Annotated in this window: 15 protein-coding genes and 1 pseudogene; 6 read left to right on the forward strand and 10 right to left on the reverse strand. The window is 73.3% G+C overall.

Annotation, left to right across the window (positions count from 1 at the left end; translation table 11 throughout):
• The 4 genes from IEZ01_RS13935 to IEZ01_RS13950 all read left to right on the forward strand — a co-directional run.
• Positions 1 to 336: roadblock/LC7 domain-containing protein (locus IEZ01_RS13935; protein WP_229832940.1), on the forward strand; the 336-nt coding region annotated here is incomplete at its 5' end.
• Entirely contained in the window at positions 333 to 743 is a 411-nt protein-coding gene (locus tag IEZ01_RS13940) for a DUF742 domain-containing protein (protein WP_019889423.1), read from the forward strand. The genes IEZ01_RS13935 and IEZ01_RS13940, both read left to right, overlap by 4 nt.
• On the forward strand, positions 724 to 1,404 hold the full coding sequence (locus IEZ01_RS13945) for a GTP-binding protein (RefSeq protein WP_019889424.1): 681 nt from the start codon (positions 724 to 726) through the stop codon (positions 1,402 to 1,404). Before IEZ01_RS13940 ends, IEZ01_RS13945 begins: the two co-directional genes overlap by 20 nt.
• Positions 1,405 to 1,422: 18 nt before the next feature.
• Positions 1,423 to 2,667, forward strand: a complete 1,245-nt coding sequence (locus tag IEZ01_RS13950; protein WP_189201919.1) for a styrene monooxygenase/indole monooxygenase family protein — start codon at positions 1,423 to 1,425, stop codon at positions 2,665 to 2,667.
• Here IEZ01_RS13950 and IEZ01_RS13955 read toward each other — a convergent pair.
• The 6 genes and pseudogenes from IEZ01_RS13955 to IEZ01_RS13980 all read right to left on the reverse strand — a co-directional run bounded on the left by IEZ01_RS13955 (position 2,631) and on the right by IEZ01_RS13980 (position 9,471).
• On the reverse strand, positions 2,631 to 3,938 hold the full coding sequence (locus IEZ01_RS13955) for a C40 family peptidase (protein WP_189201921.1): 1,308 nt from the start codon (positions 3,936 to 3,938) through the stop codon (positions 2,631 to 2,633). The two genes, IEZ01_RS13950 and IEZ01_RS13955, sit on opposite strands and share 37 nt — an antisense overlap.
• Positions 3,939 to 4,268: 330 nt before the next feature.
• A pseudogene (locus IEZ01_RS34900) lies at positions 4,269 to 4,625 on the reverse strand (protein kinase family protein); the annotation flags it as partial.
• Entirely contained in the window at positions 4,625 to 7,459 is a 2,835-nt protein-coding gene (locus IEZ01_RS13965) for an outer membrane protein assembly factor BamB family protein (RefSeq protein ID WP_189201923.1), read from the reverse strand. The gene IEZ01_RS13965 and the pseudogene IEZ01_RS34900, both read right to left, overlap by 1 nt.
• Positions 7,460 to 7,494: 35 nt before the next feature.
• On the reverse strand, positions 7,495 to 7,770 hold the full coding sequence (locus tag IEZ01_RS13970; RefSeq protein WP_019889430.1) for a DUF8847 domain-containing protein: 276 nt from the start codon (positions 7,768 to 7,770) through the stop codon (positions 7,495 to 7,497).
• A gap of 10 nt (positions 7,771 to 7,780) precedes the next feature.
• On the reverse strand, positions 7,781 to 8,506 hold the full coding sequence (locus IEZ01_RS13975) for a TetR/AcrR family transcriptional regulator (RefSeq protein ID WP_019889431.1): 726 nt from the start codon (positions 8,504 to 8,506) through the stop codon (positions 7,781 to 7,783).
• A gap of 29 nt (positions 8,507 to 8,535) precedes the next feature.
• A complete protein-coding gene (locus tag IEZ01_RS13980) occupies positions 8,536 to 9,471 on the reverse strand; it encodes an AurF N-oxygenase family protein (RefSeq protein ID WP_028797977.1) in 936 nt (311 codons plus the stop codon).
• 182 nt (positions 9,472 to 9,653) lie between these two features.
• On the opposite strand from IEZ01_RS13980, the gene IEZ01_RS13985 reads away from it, so the two are divergent.
• Positions 9,654 to 10,760, forward strand: a complete 1,107-nt coding sequence (locus tag IEZ01_RS13985; RefSeq protein ID WP_019889434.1) for a ferritin-like domain-containing protein — start codon at positions 9,654 to 9,656, stop codon at positions 10,758 to 10,760.
• A 47-nt stretch (positions 10,761 to 10,807) separates the two neighbouring features.
• Positions 10,808 to 11,611 (forward strand): hypothetical protein, encoded by an 804-nt coding sequence (locus IEZ01_RS13990; protein ID WP_189201925.1) that lies wholly within the window; start codon positions 10,808 to 10,810, stop codon positions 11,609 to 11,611.
• Between the two features lie 357 nt (positions 11,612 to 11,968).
• Here IEZ01_RS13990 and IEZ01_RS13995 read toward each other — a convergent pair whose 3' ends face one another.
• Genes IEZ01_RS13995 through IEZ01_RS14010 form a run of 4 tightly spaced genes read right to left on the reverse strand, consistent with a single transcriptional unit; the run spans position 11,969 to position 16,979 of the window.
• On the reverse strand, positions 11,969 to 13,432 hold the full coding sequence (locus IEZ01_RS13995) for a penicillin-binding transpeptidase domain-containing protein (protein WP_189201928.1): 1,464 nt from the start codon (positions 13,430 to 13,432) through the stop codon (positions 11,969 to 11,971).
• Positions 13,429 to 14,808, reverse strand: a complete 1,380-nt coding sequence (locus IEZ01_RS14000) for an FtsW/RodA/SpoVE family cell cycle protein (protein ID WP_189201930.1) — start codon at positions 14,806 to 14,808, stop codon at positions 13,429 to 13,431. The genes IEZ01_RS13995 and IEZ01_RS14000 overlap by 4 nt, the downstream gene beginning before the upstream one ends.
• A 27-nt stretch (positions 14,809 to 14,835) precedes the next feature.
• A complete protein-coding gene (locus IEZ01_RS14005; RefSeq protein ID WP_052185688.1) occupies positions 14,836 to 16,206 on the reverse strand; it encodes an ATP-binding protein in 1,371 nt (456 codons plus the stop codon).
• Complete coding sequence (locus tag IEZ01_RS14010; RefSeq protein ID WP_019889439.1) at positions 16,203 to 16,979, reverse strand: NADH-quinone oxidoreductase subunit E; 777 nt, start codon at positions 16,977 to 16,979, stop codon at positions 16,203 to 16,205. The genes IEZ01_RS14005 and IEZ01_RS14010 overlap by 4 nt, the downstream gene beginning before the upstream one ends.
• Positions 16,980 to 16,994 lie beyond the last annotated feature (15 nt).

A 16,994-nucleotide genomic window follows, 5' to 3' on the forward strand; every position in this document is an offset into this window, starting at 1 on the left:
GCCCCGCCCCCCGCCCCCACCGCCGCCCGCCCCCACGGCCCCCGGGGCTCCAGCGCCGACCTCGCCACCATCGTGTCGGGCATCAGCAGCCTCACCGTCGGCGCCGCCCGCCTCATGGACGGCGGCACGGTCAAGCAGACCATGGTCGCCATGGAGGAGAGCAGCGTCCTCGTCATGTCGATCAGCGACGGCTCGCTGCTCGGCGTGCACGCCACCCCCGACTGCGACATGAGTGTCGTCGCCTACCACATGGCACTCTTCGTCGGCCGCGCCGGACACGTCCTCACCCCCGAACTCCGCAGCGAGCTGCGCAAATCGTTGGAGAGCACCCGATGACGTCCGCCGCCGAACCCCTGCGCAGGCTCCCCGTCCGCGGCGAGGGCAAGCGCCCCGCCCGGGTCCGCCCGTACTCCCTCACCGGCGGCCGCACCCGCTTCGGCCACGTCCTGCTCGTGGAGACCTTCGTCGCCGCGCTGGAGGCCTCCGAGGAGCGCCGGGAGCTGGCGAACGGGATCGTCTCCCGCGTCATGCCGGAGATGCGGGCCATCGTCGAACTCTGCCGCCGCATGCGGACCGTCGCCGAGATCTCGGCGCTGCTGCGGATACCGCTGGGGGTCGTCCGGGTGCTGCTCAGCGACCTGGCCGACCAAGGAAAGATCCGCGTGTACGGGACCGGGCACGGCATCGGCCAGCCCGACCGCGCCTTGCTCGAAAGGGTGCTGAATGGACTCCGTCGTCTCTGACCTCCCAGGGGCCGCCGAGGCCCCCGGGATCGTCGCCCGGCCGGGACCGGCGGCGCCCGCCCCGCGACTCGCCGCCGACGAGGGACTTCGGGACTGGCAGCTCGACCACACCCGCGCCCCGATCGCCACCAAGATCGTCGTCGCGGGCGGTTTCGGGGTCGGCAAGACGACCTTCGTCGGGTCCGTCTCCGAGATCACCCCGCTCCGGACCGAGGCGCTGATGACCCGCGCCAGCGAGGACACCGACGACCTCGCCGCCACGCCCGACAAGCTCACCACCACCGTCGCCATGGACTTCGGGCGGATCACGCTCGACGACGACCTGGTGCTCTACCTCTTCGGCACCCCCGGCCAGAAGCGCTTCTGGTTCATGTGGGACGACCTCGTGCGCGGCGCGATCGGCGCCGTCGTGCTCGCCGACACCCGACGGCTGACCGACTGCTTCCCCGCGCTCGACTACTTCGAGAGCTGCGGACTGCCGTACATCGTCGCCGTCAACCACTTCGAGGGCACCGAGCTGTTCGAGGCCGAGGACGTCCGGGAGGCGCTGACGGTGCCCCCGCACGTCCCGGTGCTGATCATGGACGCGCGCAACCGGGTCTCGGTCATCGAATCCCTGCTTGCGATGGTCGCCCACGCCCTCGACGTCACCCCCGAATAAACCGTAGGAGACTCCGCCATGCGGAAGATACTCATCGTGGGGGCCGGCCAGTCCGGTCTTCAGCTCGCCCTCGGCCTCCAGTCCCAGGGCTACGAGGTCACCCTCATGTCCAACCGCACGGCGGACGAGATCCGCACCGGCCGGGTGATGTCCACGCAGTGCATGTTCCACACCGCCCTCCAGCACGAGCGCGACCTCGGCATCAACTTCTGGGAGTCCCAGGCCCCTCGGATCGAGGGCCTCGGCGTCTCCGTCGCCGGCCCGGAATCCCAGAGGGTCATCGACTGGGTCGGCAGACTCGACGGCTACGCCCAGTCCGTCGACCAGCGTGTGAAGATGGCCGGCTGGATGGAGACCTTCGCCCAGCGCGGCGGCCAGCTCGTCATCCACGGCGCCGCCGTCGGCGACCTCGACTACTTCTCCCGTACGTACGACCTGGTGCTGGTCTCCGCCGGCAAGGGCGAGCTCGTCTCCATGTTCGGCCGCGACGCCGCCCGCTCCCCGTACGCCGAACCGCAGCGCGCCCTGGCCGTCTCCTACGTCCACGGCCTCGGCCCCCGCCCCGAGCACCCGGACTTCGACGCGGTCCGCTGCAACCTCGTCCCCGGCGTCGGCGAGCTCTTCGTCATGCCGACCCTGACGACCTCCGGCCGCGCCGACATCCTCTTCTGGGAGGGCATCCCCGGCGGGCCCCTCGACGTCTTCCAGGGCGTCAAGGACCCCTCCGAGCACCTGGCGCTCACGCTGGAGCTGATGGAGAAGTTCACGCCCTGGGAGTACGCCCGCGCCACCAAGGCCGAACTGACCGACGCCAACGGCACCCTCGCCGGCCGCTACGCCCCGACCGTCCGCAACCCGATCGGCCGGCTCCCCGGCGGCGGCCTGGTCCTCGGTGTCGCCGACGTCGTCGTCGCCAACGACCCGATCACGGGCCAGGGCTCCAACTCCGCGTCCAAGTGCGCCGCCGCCTACCTCGCCTCCATCGTCGAGCACGGCGACAAGCCGTTCGACGAGACGTGGATGCGGGCCACCTTCGACCGCTACTGGAACACCGCCCAGCACGTCACCAAGTGGACCAACGCCATGCTCGGCGTCCCGCCGGAGCACGTCCTCGGCCTGATCGGCGCGGCCGGCACGCTCCAGCCCGTCGCCGACCGGTTCGCCAACGGCTTCGACGACCCGGCCGACTTCGAGAACTTCTTCTTCGACCCGGAGAAGACGGCCGCCTACCTCGCCGAGGCCGCCGGCTCCGGCCGGTCCTGAGCGAACCCCTCGTCCGCGCCGTCCGTCGCCCCCTCGGGGAGCGGCGGCGGCGTGAACGAGGGGAGCGGGGTGCCCGCCGGGTCCGGGCGGACGGCGCCGAGCAGTGGGTTCGCCGCGATCGGGGAGACCTTCACCAGGCCGCCCGGGCGCGGGGCGTGCACCACGAGCCCCTCGCCCAGATAGAGCGCCACATGCGTGGCGCCCGGGAAGTAGACCACCAGATCGCCCGGCCGCAGGTCGGACAGCTCCACCCGCGGCAGCGTGCGCCACTGCTCCTGGCTGGTGCGGGGCACCGCCAGGCCCGCGTCCGCCCAGGCCTGCGAGGTCAGCCCCGAGCAGTCGAAGGCCTCGGGCCCCTCGGCGCCCCACACGTACGGTTTGCCGATCTGCCCGACCGCGTAGCGCAGGGCCTGCGCGCCCGCCTCGGTGGGCGTCCGTGTCACGTCCAGGACGCCCGAGTCCATCAGCGCGCTCTGGGCGCCCGCCGTGACCGTCTGCTCCCGTGCGTCCAGCGCGGCCAGCTGGTCGGGCGACAGCGCCGCGAGGAGCTCCTCCACCTCCCTCAGCCGCTCATGGACCGCGTCCCGCTCCTCCTTCTGCCGGGCGGCCAGCGTCTGCTGCCGGTCCAGCGCGCGGCGGGCGGCGACGGCCAGCGAGTGCGCCCGCCGCTCCCCGTCCTCCAGCCGTGCGACGGCCGCAGCCCGCTCCCGCGCCGCCCGGTCGATCAGCCGGCGCCGGTCGAGGGCGACACCGGGGTCGGGGGAGAGCAGGAAGCGTACGTACGACGAGAACTCCCCGGCGCCCTGGTACTGCGCCCTGGCGAGCCGGCCCACGTCGTCCCGGCTGCGGGAGAGCGCGCCGCGGGTGCGGGCCAGCTTGAGGTTGAGGGCCTTGGTCGCGGCAGTCTGCCGGGCGAGCTCGGAGGCGGTGGCGTTGTACCTCTCGGTGGCGGCCTCCGCCTGCTGGCAGAGGCTGCGCAGGCGGACGAGGAGCGCGCCGACGGAGTCGTCGCCGGGATCCTCGGGCCCGAGGGCGGCCGCGTCGTCCTCCGGAACCTCTTCCGGCTCGTCGTCCTCCGGGACCTCCTCCGCCGTCTCCTGAACGTCCTCCGTCTCCTGGACGTCCTCCTGGACCTCCTCCGTCTCCTCCGCCACCGGGGGCGGTGTCGGCTCCACCGGCAGCGCCGCCGCCGGAGCGCCCAGCACCGTGGTCACGGTCGTCGCCGAGACGAGGGCCGCCGTACAGACCGCGCGCAGCACCCTTCCTGACATGTCATCACCTCACGGCGATGATGCGGAGGCCCCCGCCCGGTCACCTCCCGGGTGGGCCGATCGTGCCAATCGGGTCACCCGTCGAGGGGGAGTGCCACGATCCGCCCGCGCGCCTGCAGATAGAGCCGTTCCTTGTCGGCGGAGAAGGACGCCGAGCCGGGGTTGCCTGCCGGCCCACCTCGTACGCCCACTCCTTCTTCCGCGTCCGCAGGTTGAGGACGTACAGCCAGGTCCGGGTGTCGTCGCAGGCCAGGTAGGCGAGTCCGGCCCGGGCTTGAGGTCGCGGTGCACGATCCCCGCCGTGTGCAGCGCGTCCAGCGCCCGGGCCAGCGCCCCGCCGAGCGCCGCCACCCCTTCCTCCGGCAGCGGCCCGCGCCCCTCCACGCACTCGCCGAGCGTCGGCCCCACCACGAACTCGGTCGCGAACCACGGCGGCCGGGCCGCCAGGTCCGAGCCCAGCACCCCCGCGACGTACGGATGGGTGACGGCGGACGCGGCCCGGATCTCGCGGCGGAACCGGGCCAGCAGCTGCGGCTCGTGCGCCAGGTCCGGCAGGAGCGTCTTCACCGCCACCGGTGTGCGGCCGTCCCGCCCGAGATAGACCGTGCCCATGCCGCCCGCGCCGACCACCCCGAGCAGGGTGTACGGCCCGAGCCGTCCGGGATCCTCGGCCCCTAGCGGCCGCATCAGTCCAGGGGGAGCGAGTAGTACGCCCGGCCGCGGCCCACGACCACCGACCCTCCGGCGGCCAGCACGCGGTACGGCTCCGCGGGCGGCTCAGGCTGCCCCGGCGCCTGGGCACCGGCGTCCTGGAACTTCCACAGCCGCCGCCCGTCCTCCGCGCCGAAAGCCGTGACCTGGGTGGCGTCCGCCGCCAGCACCGTACGGCCGCTCGCACCGACCACGATTTCCGGACTCGCCGCGGTGGCCGGTCCGGCCGGCGCCTCGGTGGCCCGCTGCCAGCGCACGGCCCCGCCGGCCGCGTCGAGCGCGAACACCGACTGGGAGCGCTGGGCGACGTACAGCGCCGAGCCGTGCCGCACCGGCCGGCCGAAGGCGAGCGCCGGACCGGCCGGCCGCTTCCAGACCTGGGCGCCGGTGCCGGAGGCGTACCCGAACACCGCGCCCGGCAGGGCCGCGTACACCCGCCCCTCCGCGTCGCCGGTCACCGGCGCGGTCAGGGCGACCGCGCCGAACTGCCGCTTCCACAGCAGCTTCCCGGTCGCCCGGTCGTAGCCGTAGAAGACGGCGCGGCCCTTCTGGGCCTTTGCCTGGGCGGCGGTGAGGGTGGCGGCGTTCTGCCGCACGACGAGCTGGGCCGGTCGGATCGCGACCAGTTCGTACGTCCCCGGGGCGGGCGTGCGCCACAACTCCTTGCGGCGGACGACGTCGTAGGCGAACAGCGCGGCCGGAGCGGTGCACCAGACGACCGGGCCGTCCTGTCCGACGACCCCGGTCAGGCCCTGGTGCGGGGCGCGGTGCTCGATCTTGCCGCTGCTGGGGGAGAGCCACAGGAACTCGCTCGCGCCGGCCACGAACACCGGCCCGTCGGCCGTGGGCAGCGCCCGCCGCGCCGACGCCGCGCCGGGCTGCTCCCAGATCCGCCGGCCTGAGGCCAGGTCGACGGCGGTGGTCCCGGCGGCGGAGGTCAGCAGCAGCCGGTGCCGGTCGACGACGGCGGCCGCGGCGGCCGAGTGCTCGTACCTCCACGCCGCGACGGGCGGCACGCCGGCCACCGGGGGCCGCGGCTTGGGCGCGGCCGGCTTGGCCGGGGGCGCGGGGCTCTCGTCCCCACCCGCGCTCAGCGCGAGCCCGCCCCCGGCCCCGATGAGCAGCCCGCCCCCGGCCCCGATGAGCAGCGCCCGCCGATCGAGCCCCTGGCCGCGCTTGGGCGCTGAGGGAGGGGTGGGGCCGGCCGCCGGTGGCACGCTCGGCGGCACGACGGCCGCGGGCAGCGGGGCCCGCTGCCCGGGCACGGCGAGTTGCGTCGTGACCCGGTCGCCCGCCTGGGCGCGTGGCAGGGCCGCGAGCTGGGTGGTGGCTGTGTCGGGGGTGGGGGGCCCGGGCGGCAGGGCGGCAACGGGCGCGGCGGGTGCCCCGGCGGCCAAGGCAGCGGCAGGCGCCGCGGGCGGCAGAGCAGCGACGGGCGGCATGCCTTCGGTCGCGGCGAGCGGGCCAGGGGCCGAGGCGGCGACGGGCGCCGCAGGGGGCAGAGCAGCGACGGGCGCCACGCCGTCAGTCGCGGCGGGCGGCATGCCTTCGGTCGCGGCGAGCGGGCCAGGGGCCGAGGCGGCTGCGGGCGCGCCGACGCCCAAGGCGTCGCCGGACGCCGCCGGCGCCACGGCTGCTGCCGCCGGGGCCTGCGCTCCGGTGCCGAACCGCGTCGTGACGGGGTCCTCCCCGGCGGGCGAGCCGGGCGCGGGGACCGCCTGCGCTCCCGTTCCGGGGTCGTCCGCGGCGTCCGTGCCGGTGGTCTGCTGGTCCGTCTGGGCCTGGGCCCGCGCTCCCGTTCGGTGATGGTCCGCGACGTCCGCACCGACCGGCCCCGCGTCCGCGCCGACGGCCCCCGAGTCCGTCACGTCCGTGCCGACGGCCAAGGCGTCGCCGGACGCGGCGGCCCGCGCCGCCTCCGCCGTCACCACGTCGTCCCCCGACACCATCCGCCCCACCTCCGCCTCCCGCGCCGCGAGGGCGTCCAGGAGGGGCTGGGGCAGCCAGCCGTCACGGGCCAGGGCGGCCGCGCCCTCCAGGGCGAGGGTGGCGGCTGCCGAGCCCGCCGAGGGGCGGGCCGAGGGGTCCTTGGAGAGGCAGTCGGCGACCAGGGGGCGCAAGGCCTCCGGGACGGCGGTCAGTTCGGGGTCCTTGTGGGCGATCTCCGCGCTGTCGCCGAGCGGTGTCGTCCCCGTCGCCGCATACGTCAGCAGCAGGCCCAGCACGAACAGGTCCGACGCCGGGCCCGGTTCCTTGCCCGCGATCTGTTCGGGGGTCAGGTAGCCGAGCCGTACGGACAGCTGGCGGCCCGGGCCGGCCTGCGCGGACGCGGCCGCGCCCAGCGCTCCGTACGCCGTCAGGCGGGGGCCGTCCGTGGCCAGTTCCACCGTCTCGGGGGTCAGGCCGTGCAGGACCGCCCCGGTGGCGTGGACCCGGGAGAGGGTCTCGGCAAGACCGGCGCCCAGTATCCGGACCGCCTTCTCGGGCAGCGGACCGGCCAGGGAGATCGCCTCGGCGAGCGTCACACCGGGCACATACGCGTCGACGGTCCACAGCTCGTCGCCCTCGCCGGTGGCGAGCGGCGGGCACACCCAGCCGCCCGCGAGCCGCTCCGCCGTCCGGGTCTCGGTGCGGAAGCGGCGCCGGAAGGCGGGCAGCGCGGCCAGCTCGGGGCGGGGCACGGTCACCACCACAGGCGCCCCGGCCTCGTCGCGGCCGAGGTACCGCACGGCCGCAGCCGTCTGACGCAGCCGGGTCCGTACGACGTACGGACCGACCTGGCGCGGATCGTCCTGCTGCAGCGGCTCCACGACGGGCCTCCCCCCTGATGACACGAGGGTCGATCTTATGGGGCGCCGTTCGGCTTCGACCAGGGCCACTTGAGGGTGCGGCGCTCGCGGCCCTCGGGCGCGTACTCGTACTTCCAGCCGGTCTGCAGGCCGAGCCGCCTGGTGTGGCCGGCCGGCTCGCGGCGGTAGGTGTACACGGTCGGGGGACCACCTTCGGCGGCCGGTACGGGCACCTCGTACCACTTGGGCGGGTGTCCGGTCGGCCCGACGAGGACGGCCAGCACGCGCCCGTCCAGGGGCCCGCCGTAGAACGGCGTCTTCTCGCTTCTCACGGCACCAGTGTCATATGAGGTGGGCGGCCTCGCCCACGACGGGGATCACCCGCCGGGCCAGCGTGCCCACCGGGCCGTGCGCCGTCTCCTGCGCCAGCAGCAGTTTCACCGCCGTCGCCGTCTCCTCGTCGGTCGCCGATGTGGCCGTGAGAAGCGCGATCAGATGGTCGACGAGCCAGTCCCGCAGCTCGGTGGCGGACGGCTGCTTCTCCTCGTCCAGCCAGATCAGCGAGGCCGCCTCGACCGCCGCGATCCACGTGCGGACCATCATCCGCAGCCTCGGCCCCGGCCGGCCTGCGCCGAGGTGGATCAGGATCTGTTCGGCCGCCGCCCGACGTACCTCGTCGACGATGGCGGTCGTCCGGGACGTCTCGGCGACGCTGCCGCCGCGCAGCAGCGCGCTGAACCCGGCGTCGTGCTGGTCGACGAAGTGGAGGTACCGGTCGAGGACCCGGGTCAGCCGCTCGGTCGGCGGCCCTTCCGGCGGCTCGGTGAAGCACAGCTCCAGCTCGTCGGCGGCCGAGCGCAGCGCCGCCTCGTACAACTGCTGCTTCCCGCCGGGGAAGTAGCGGTAGACGAGCGGCCGGGAGACCCCGGCCGCCTCGGCGACGTCGTCCAGCGACACCTCCTCGGGCGCCCGGTGCGCGAAGAGCGACAGGGCGGCGCCCAGGAGTTGCCTGCGCCTCTCCTCGACGCTGAGCCGGCGGTACGCGGGCGGCGTGGCGGGACTGGTCATGCACGCAGCGTAGCCCCGGGGGCCCCCGCTCAGGCGAGGAGTCCGGAGGACTTCCACAGCGAGCGGCCGACGCCGCGCAGGACGCCGATGTCGTCGAGGAAGTCCGTCAGCCGCCGCGCCCCCGACTGCATGACCTCGCGGCGGTGGCCGCTCGCCTTCACCTGCGCGACGGCCTCACGGCGGTCCAGGCCGACGTTCTCGTACACCTTCGGATTGACGAAGCAGGTGGAGAAGACCCGGGCGGCCTCGCCGCAGCTGATCCGGGTGAACTCCTGCTCCCAGCGCGGCGCGGTCACCATCTGGCGGCGCAACTCCTCGCGGGCGTAGCGCACATGGCGGGCCTCCTCGACCACATGGATCCGGGTTACGCCGCGCACCAGGGTCTGGACGCGCTCGTCCGGGAAGGTCAGCCGCTGCATCCAGTCGAGGATCTCCTCGCCGAGGAGGGTGGCCGCGAACGAGCCGGGGGTGGTGGAGACGGTCTTCAGGACGCGCGCGAGGTTGTGGTACAGCCGGGGGACGGGGTAGGTCGGCGCGCCACCCTTCTGGATCATCCGGGCGAACATCATCGAATGGCGGCATTCGTCGGCTATTTCCGTGAGGGCGTAGCGGACGTGGTTGCTGGTGACGGACTTGTCGTAGATGTGCCGGACCAGCAGCTGCATCAGGATGATCTCGAACCAGATGCCGAGGGAGGCCAGCGACGCGGCCTCGTGGCGCGCGAGGTCCAGGCGCTGGTCCTCGGACATCTTCTTCCACAGCGGTGTGTCGTAGAGGGAGACCAGCTCCGGTGGCCAGAACCACTTGCCCTCCTCCAGGGGGGCGTCCCAGTCGAGCTCCTTGTCGGGGTCGAAGGAGTGCTTGGCGGAGGACTCGAGCAGTCGCTCGGCGACCTGCTCGCGGTCCCGCAGCGGGCCGAGCGCGTCACGCAGGACGGTCAGGTCGCGTTCGGTCACGGTCGTCATGGCGGAGTCCACCTCGTCCTTGGGGTTACTCGGGGTTCGCGTCTTATGAGACTGCGTGTCAGTAAGCCCGTCAATCCCTTTCGCGCGACTTGTTGACCCCTTGTCTACCAACGTGTGAGCCTGCCAAGAGCCCGCCAAGTCCCCATCCGCGCGCGGAAGTCCGTGACCCGAAGGAGCCGTCAGTGTCGACGTACGACCTTTACACGAACGACCCGGGAGCCCCCGTCTGGCAGGTGCCCGCCGCCGGCGCGGCCCGCTTCAGCTGGGAGTACGACGACGGCAGGGACCGTCTCCTCGCCCTCTATCAGAAGGGCAAGGACAAGCAGTGGGACGGCGCCACCCGTATCGACTGGGACCTGGAGGTCGATCCGTACGACCCGCTCGGCGCGCCCGACGAGTCCCTCACGCTCCACGGCACCCGCCACTGGGCCAAGATGACCGACCAGGACAAGGGCGACCTGCGCCGGCACTACGCCTCCTGGCAGTTCAGCCAGTTCCTCCACGGCGAGCAGGGCGCGATGGTGTGCGCCGCCCGCATCGTCGAGTCCGTGCCCGACCTCGACGCCAAGTTCTACTCCGCGACCCAGACCATGGACGAGGCGCGGCACGCCGAGATCTACGGCCGCTTCCTGCGCGACAAGATAGGGATGCTCTACCCGATCAACGACAATCTCCAGGGGCTGCTCGGCGACACCCTGCGCGACTCCCGCTGGGACATGCCCTACCTCGGCATGCAGGTCCTGATCGAAGGCCTCGCGCTGGCCGCCTTCGGAATGATCCGGGACACCACGGACAAGCCGCTGCCCAAGCAGATCCTCGCCTACGTGATGCAGGACGAGGCCCGCCACGTGGCCTTCGGCCGGATGGCGCTGCGCGACTACTACCGCCAGCTCACCGACGCCGAGCTGCGTGAACGCGAGGAGTTCGTCATCGAGGGCTGCTATCTGATGCGCGACCGGCTGCGCGGCGTCGAGGTGCTCGAGAACTTCGGCATCCCGAGGAAGGAGGCCGAGCAGTACGCCGAGCAGTCCGAGTTCCTCGCTCTCTTCCGCAAGCTGCTGTTCAGCCGGATCGTGCCGTGCGTCAAGGACATCGGCCTGTGGGGCGAGCGCCTCCAGAAGGCCTATCTGGACATGGGCGTCTTCGACCTCGGCGACTCCAACCTCGACCTGCTGATGAAGGAGGATGAGGAGATCGCCGAACGCCTCGACCGCGAGCGGTTCGCCGCAGAGGAGGACGCTCGGGTCGCGGAGGTGCGCAGGACCATCGAGGAGGGCGCCACGACGTAGTGAGGGGGTCACGTGGCGGCGCGCGGGTCGTGCCGTAGGTTGCGGGGATGACCACGCCGCCGCAGCCGCCGTACCACCCGCAGCCCCAGGGCTACCCGCAGCCCGCGCCCGCTCCCGGTCCGTACGGCCCGCCGCAGGGCATGCAGCCGCAGCCGTTCCCGCAGCAGTACCCGGGCCAGGGCGGCTGGGGCGGGCCGCCGATGGGGCCGCCGCCGAAGAAGAAGCGGACCGGGCTCGTCGTCGGCATCGTGGCCGGGGCCCTGGTGCTGCTCGGCGGGCTCGGCTACGGCGTCTACGCCCTGCTCGACGCCGCCTCCGGCGCCTCCAGGCCCTTCCCCGAGGCCAAGTACAGCCTCACCGTGCAGAAGACGCTCCTCGACGGCGAGTACAAGCTCCTCAGCGACGTCTCCAAGACCGAGGGCAAGGAGGTCGAGGACACGTACGACCCGAGCGTGCGCGACGCGAAGGCCGCCATCGCCCAGTACCAGGGCGCCTCCGAATCCGTGCTCGTCGTCTCCGGCTTCCACGGCCGTCTCAAGGACCCGGAGAACACCCGCAAGCAGATCCTCAAGGGTGCCGTCACCGACAAGGGCACCACCGTCGTCGTCCGGCCCAAGGACTTCAAGCCCGCCGGCTCCGACACCACGGTCACCTGCCAGGTCGCCCGCACCAAGGACGGCGGCATGGAGAGCACCTTCCCCATGTGCGCCTGGGGCGACGACAACACCGCCTCCTTCGTCGCGATCATCACCCCCGAGATCGCCCGGCAGAACCCCAAGGAGGTCGACCTGGCCAAGCTCGCCGACCAGACGGCCAAGGTCCGCGACGAGATGCGCACCCCGATCGGCTGACGGGCCCACCGGGCGGCGCGGACGACGCCTCGCCGATGGGCGCCCCGACGCCGCGGGGCGCCCATCGGCGGTAGGCCTCCGGCCGCGGTGCCGGTGGGGCGGGGCGACACCTCGCCGACGGGCGCTCGACGTCGCGGGGCCCATCGGTCGCCGAAGGCCGGCGAGCGGGCGCGTCGACGCCGACGCTAACGTCGTCCCGCCGACGGCTTCGGCGGCGCCTGCCGGGGCATGTGCCCGCACAGGCGACGAGCGTGCCCATCGACGCCGACGTCGTGCGGTCTCCGACAGCTTCGGAGGCATCCACGAGGGCCTGGCCCAACTCGCCGTGCACCGCCTCCGGCAGGCGACGGGCGGCACTCACCTCGGCAGCCGCAGCGCCTCCTCCATCACCTCGCGTGCGATCGGCGCCGCGCTGCCGCCGCCGCTGATGTCCGCCCGGTTCGCGGACGCGTCCTCCACGACGACGGCCACCGCCACCGCCGGCTGCGCCTGGCCCTCCGCCTGCGCCCAGGCGATGAACCAGGCGTACGGGGTGCCGGTGTTGCCGAGCCCGTGCTGTGCGGTGCCGGTCTTGCCGCCGACCCGCGCGCCCGGGATCGCCGCGTTCGCCCCCGTGCCGTCCTTCACCGCCTCGACCATCATCCGCTGGAGCCGCCCGGCCGTGGACGGCTGCATCGCCTGACGGTACGTACGCCGCCCCCAACGGCGTACCGTCAGCCCGCCCGCGGTCGTGGTCCGCTCCACCAGGTGCGGCTGCGCGATCTCCCCGTTGTTGGCGACGGCCGCCGCGACCATCGCCATCTGGAGCGGTGTCGCGGCCGTGTCGAACTGGCCGATGGCGGAGAGTGCCAGCTGGTCGTCGCTCATTCGCGTGTCGAAGTTGGACTTCGCCACCCCGGACGGGATCCGCAGCCCGGTGTCGTTGAAGCCGAACCGCCCCACCGCCTCCACCATCCCCGGCAGCCCCACCCGCACCCCGAGATGCGCCATCACGCTGTTGCACGACCAGCGGATCGCGTACGACAGCGAGGCGTTGCCGCAGCCCGGCACTTCGTTGGGCAGCACGCGCGTGGTGCCCGGCAGCAGATACGGGTCGGGCGCGCCGGTCGGCGCGTCGATGTCGGTGACCACCCCGGCGTCCAGCGCCGCCGCCGCCGTCACGATCTTGAAGCTGGAGCCGGGCGGATACGTCTGGCGGATCGCGCGGTTCAGCATCGGCTGCTCCGGCGCCGCGTTCAGCCGCGCCCAGGCGTCGGCGACCGGGGCGCCGGTGCCGGAGAGCACCCCCGGGTCGTACGACGGGCTGCTGACCAGCGCCAGGATCTTGCCGCTGGACGGTTCGATCGCGGCCACTGCCCCGCGCCTGCCGGCGAGTCCGCGGTAGGCGGCCTTCTGCATCGGCGCCCTGATGGTGGTGACCGCGTCCCCGCCGGGCCGCCGCCCACGGCTGAGGTCGGACCAGAACGGGAACGGCGCGAGCAGCGGGTCGGTGCCGGAGAGGACGTCGTCCTCGGCGTTCTCGACCAGCGTCGTGCCGTACGTCTGGGAGGCGTAGCCGGTGACGGGGGCGTACAGCGGGCCGTCCTTGTAGGTGCGCTCGTAGCGCAGCTGTTCGGCGCTGTCCCGGGAGCCGGTGACCGGTCTGCCGTCGACGACGATCTCCCCGCGCGGCTGCTCGTAACGGACGATCGCCTGACGGCGGTTGGCCGGATTGCTGTCCAGCGCCTCGGCCTGGAACAGCTGGATCCGGGCGGCGTTGACCAGCAGCGCGACCAGGAGCAGCAGGCAGAGCGCCGCGGCCCGCCGGATGTAGCGGATCACCGCTCGGCCTCCACGGCGGCGGCGATGACACCGGTCTCCACGGCATCGGGCACGGGCGCGCGGGCGAAGTCGCTGACCCGGATCAGCAGCGCGATGATGACCCAGTTGGTGACCACGGACGAACCTCCCTGGGCGAGGAACGGCATGGCCATCCCGGTCAGCGGGATCAGGCCCGTCACCCCGCCCGCGATCACGAAGACCTGGAGCGCCAGGATCGAGGCGAGCCCGATGGCGAGGAGCCGGCCGAAGGGATCGCGCAGCGACAGGCCGGCGCGGTAGCCGCGGGCCACCAGCAGTGCGTACAGCAGGAACAGCGCGGTGAGCCCGACAAGGCCGAGCTCCTCACCCGCGGTGGCCAGGATGAAGTCCGATTTGGCGGCGAAGCCGATCAGAATGGAGTGCCCGAGCCCGAGGCCGGTGCCGAGCATCCCGCCGGCGGCGAACGCGAACAGCGACTGGGCGAGCTGGCCCGGGCCCTGCCCGGCCTCGATCGAGGCGTACGGGTCGAGCCAGTCCTCGACCCGGCTGTGCACATGGGGTTCGAGGGAGCCGACGGCGAACGCGCCGACGGCGGCGAGCAGCAGCCCGACGGCGATCCAGCCGGTGCGCCCGGTCGCCACGTACAGCATGATCACGAACAGTCCGAAGAAGAGCAGCGAGGTGCCGAGGTCCCGTTCGAGGACCAGCACCACGACGCTCAGCAGCCAGATTGTGACGATCGGGCCGAGGACCCGGCCGGTGGGCAGCTGGAGCCGCCAGACCTTGCGGCCGGTGTACGCGAGGGCGTTGTGGCTGGCGGCGAGGTACGCGGCGAAGAAGACGGCGAGCAGGATCTTGGCGAACTCCCCGGGCTGGAAGGAGAATCCGCCGATCCGGATCCAGATCTTGGCCCCGTTCACCGCCGGGAAGAAGATCGGCACGATCATCAGCACGAGCGCGGTGACCATGGAGAGGTACGCGTACCGCTGGAGCACCCGGTGGTCGCGCAGCGCCAGGACGACCGCGATGAACAGCGCCACCCCCAGCGTCGACCAGATCAGCTGGGTGGGCGCGGCCTCGTCCCGGGGCGTCTCCAGGTCGAGCCGGTAGATCAGTACGAGCCCCAGGCCGTTGAGGAGGACCGCGATCGGCAGCAGCAGCGGATCCGCGTACGGCGCCCGCAGCCGCACCGCGAGGTGCGCGACGAGCGCGAGCATGCCGAGACCGGCGCCGTATCCGGCCACGTCGGGCGGGACGGCGTCGCTGCGGGCGAGGCCGACGGCGGCGTAGCCGAAGACCGAGATGAGCACGGCGCAGACGAGGAGGGAGAGTTCCACCCCGCGCCGGTTGGTCGGGCGCGGTGCGGGTGGGGGAGCGCCCGCCGTCGATGCGGTCATGGTCCGCAACGTAGCAAGCGGTAAGCCTTATGTCCCTTTATGTGACGGTGTGCCGCTGTTGTGGGCGGAGGAGGGTGACGGGTCGTCCGGTGGGCCGTCCTCGTCGGGCGCGGCGAACCGCACGTACTCCGGCAGCGTCAGCCGCGCCTCGGCCCCGCCGTCGGGCGCGTTGGCGAAGACCAGCTCCGCGCCGATCACGGACGTCTGGCCCACCGCGATGGTCAGCCCCAGACCGTGTCCCTTGCTGCCGCTCTCCGTGCGGAACCGCTGCGGGCCGCTCTCCAGCAGGTACGCCGGATAGCCCGGCCCGTGGTCGCGGACCCGCACCACCGGGCCGTCCACGGTCACCTCCACGGGCGCGGCGCCGTGCTTGTGCGCGTTGGCGATGAGGTTGCCCAGCACCCGTTCCAGCCGCCGCTTGTCGGTCTCGACGGTCGCCTCCCGTACGACCGTGAGCCCGGTCGGTGTGCCGGAATACCGCACCACCCGCTCCACCAGCGGCCCCAGCGCGTGCACGGCCAGGTCCACCTTCTCGTTGCGGGCGTCAAGCCGGGAGATCTCCAATAGGTCCTCGGTGAGCGCGCGCATCGCCCGCACCCGGTCCTGGACGAGCTCGGCGGGCCGGCCGACGGGCAGCAGCTCCGCCGCCGCCGACAGGCCGGTCAGCGGGGTGCGCAGCTCGTGCGCCACGTCGGCGGTGAAACGCTGCTCGCTCTGCAGCTTGCGCTGGAGCGAGGAGGCCATGGTGTCCAGCGCGCCGGAGACCGTGGCCACCTCGTCCTGGGGCAGCGAAGGGTCCTTCGTCCGCGGGTCGTTGACGCGCGCGTCGAGGTCGCCCGCGCTGATCCGGCGGGCCACCGTCGCGGTCAGGTGCAGCCGCCGGGTCACCCGGGTCACGGCGAACGCGCCCACCAGCAGCGTCGCCCCGATGGCGAGCACCGACGAGCCCAGGATCGACCGGTCGAGGCCGGTGATCGTCCGGGCGCTCAGCGAGTAGTCGACCCGTACGGCCAGCGCCCGCCCGTCGGCCGGGCCCGCAGCCCACATCGTGGGGTGGCCCTCGTGGTCGGCGACGACCGTGCCGCGCCGCCCGCGCACCGCCAGCTCACGCAGCTCGGCCGGGAGCCCTTCGGGGTCCACGCCCGCGAACCGCGGCAGCGGCTCCCCCGACTCGTAGGAGCGGGTGACCTCCTCCAGCCGGTTGAGCGCCTTGTCCCGGGCGGTGTCGACGGTCTGCCGGGTCACCGACACATGCACGAGGGCGCCGAGCAGCGCCGCGAGGGCGCAGCACATCACGGTGATGAAGACCGCGGCCTTCCAGGTCAGCGTCGCCGTCCAGGCGGGCAGCAGCCGCAGCACCCGGCGGCCGGCGCGGCGCCGGCGGCTGCGAGGGCTCATGAGCGGCCCGCCTTCGCGGCCGGGCTCTTCTCCGGAGCGGGGCTGGGATCCGGCTCCGGCTCCGCGGGCTCGGGGGCGCGGGAGGTGCCGGGCGGGTTCGGCTTGATCCGGATGATCTCGTCCCGGGTCGGCAGCATGGTCCGCTGCTGGTCGTCCCAGGACCAGTTGGTGCGGTACTCGTAGCCGGGGATGCCCGCCGAACCGACCCGCAGGATCAGATCCCGCCCGGCCAGCTCCACGCTGATCACCTGGTCGACCGTGGACATGATCCGGGTGAGCCCGCCGTTCTCGGCGAGGTAGACCCGCACACCCACCTGCTGGTCCGGCATGCGGATGCCGACGATCAGCTCGTCACGGCCGTTGCCGGTGAGATCGCGGTAGTACGGCTTGAGCACCGGGCAGGCCCGCGGTTTCCGCTCGCACTCACCGAGCTGCTTGACCGTTTCCTCATAGACGCCGTCGGTGCCGCTGTACGTGTCGGGGTGCGCGTTCACCTCGGCCCGCACCACCGCCACCGGGTCGACGGCGTGCACGTCGTTCCCCGGCGCCTTGATCCCCGGCACGCGCTCGGTGTCGCTCTCGCCGTAGTCGAGGGGAGGATCCGTCGCCGGAGGCAGATCCGGCCACAGCCGCACCGGCCCGACCGCCGTCGGGGTCGGTCCGGCACTCTGCAGCCCGCCGGCGTTGTCGCAGCCCGTGAGCAGCCCGAAGAGCAGCAGCGCAGCCGTGACCGGCAGCAGTGCGAGGCATATCGGGCGGCCGGAGGGGCGCAAGGTGCTCCTTGGGTG

The sequence above is a fragment of the Streptomyces purpureus genome (assembly GCF_014648195.1).
Classification (GTDB): domain Bacteria; phylum Actinomycetota; class Actinomycetes; order Streptomycetales; family Streptomycetaceae; genus Streptomyces; species Streptomyces purpureus.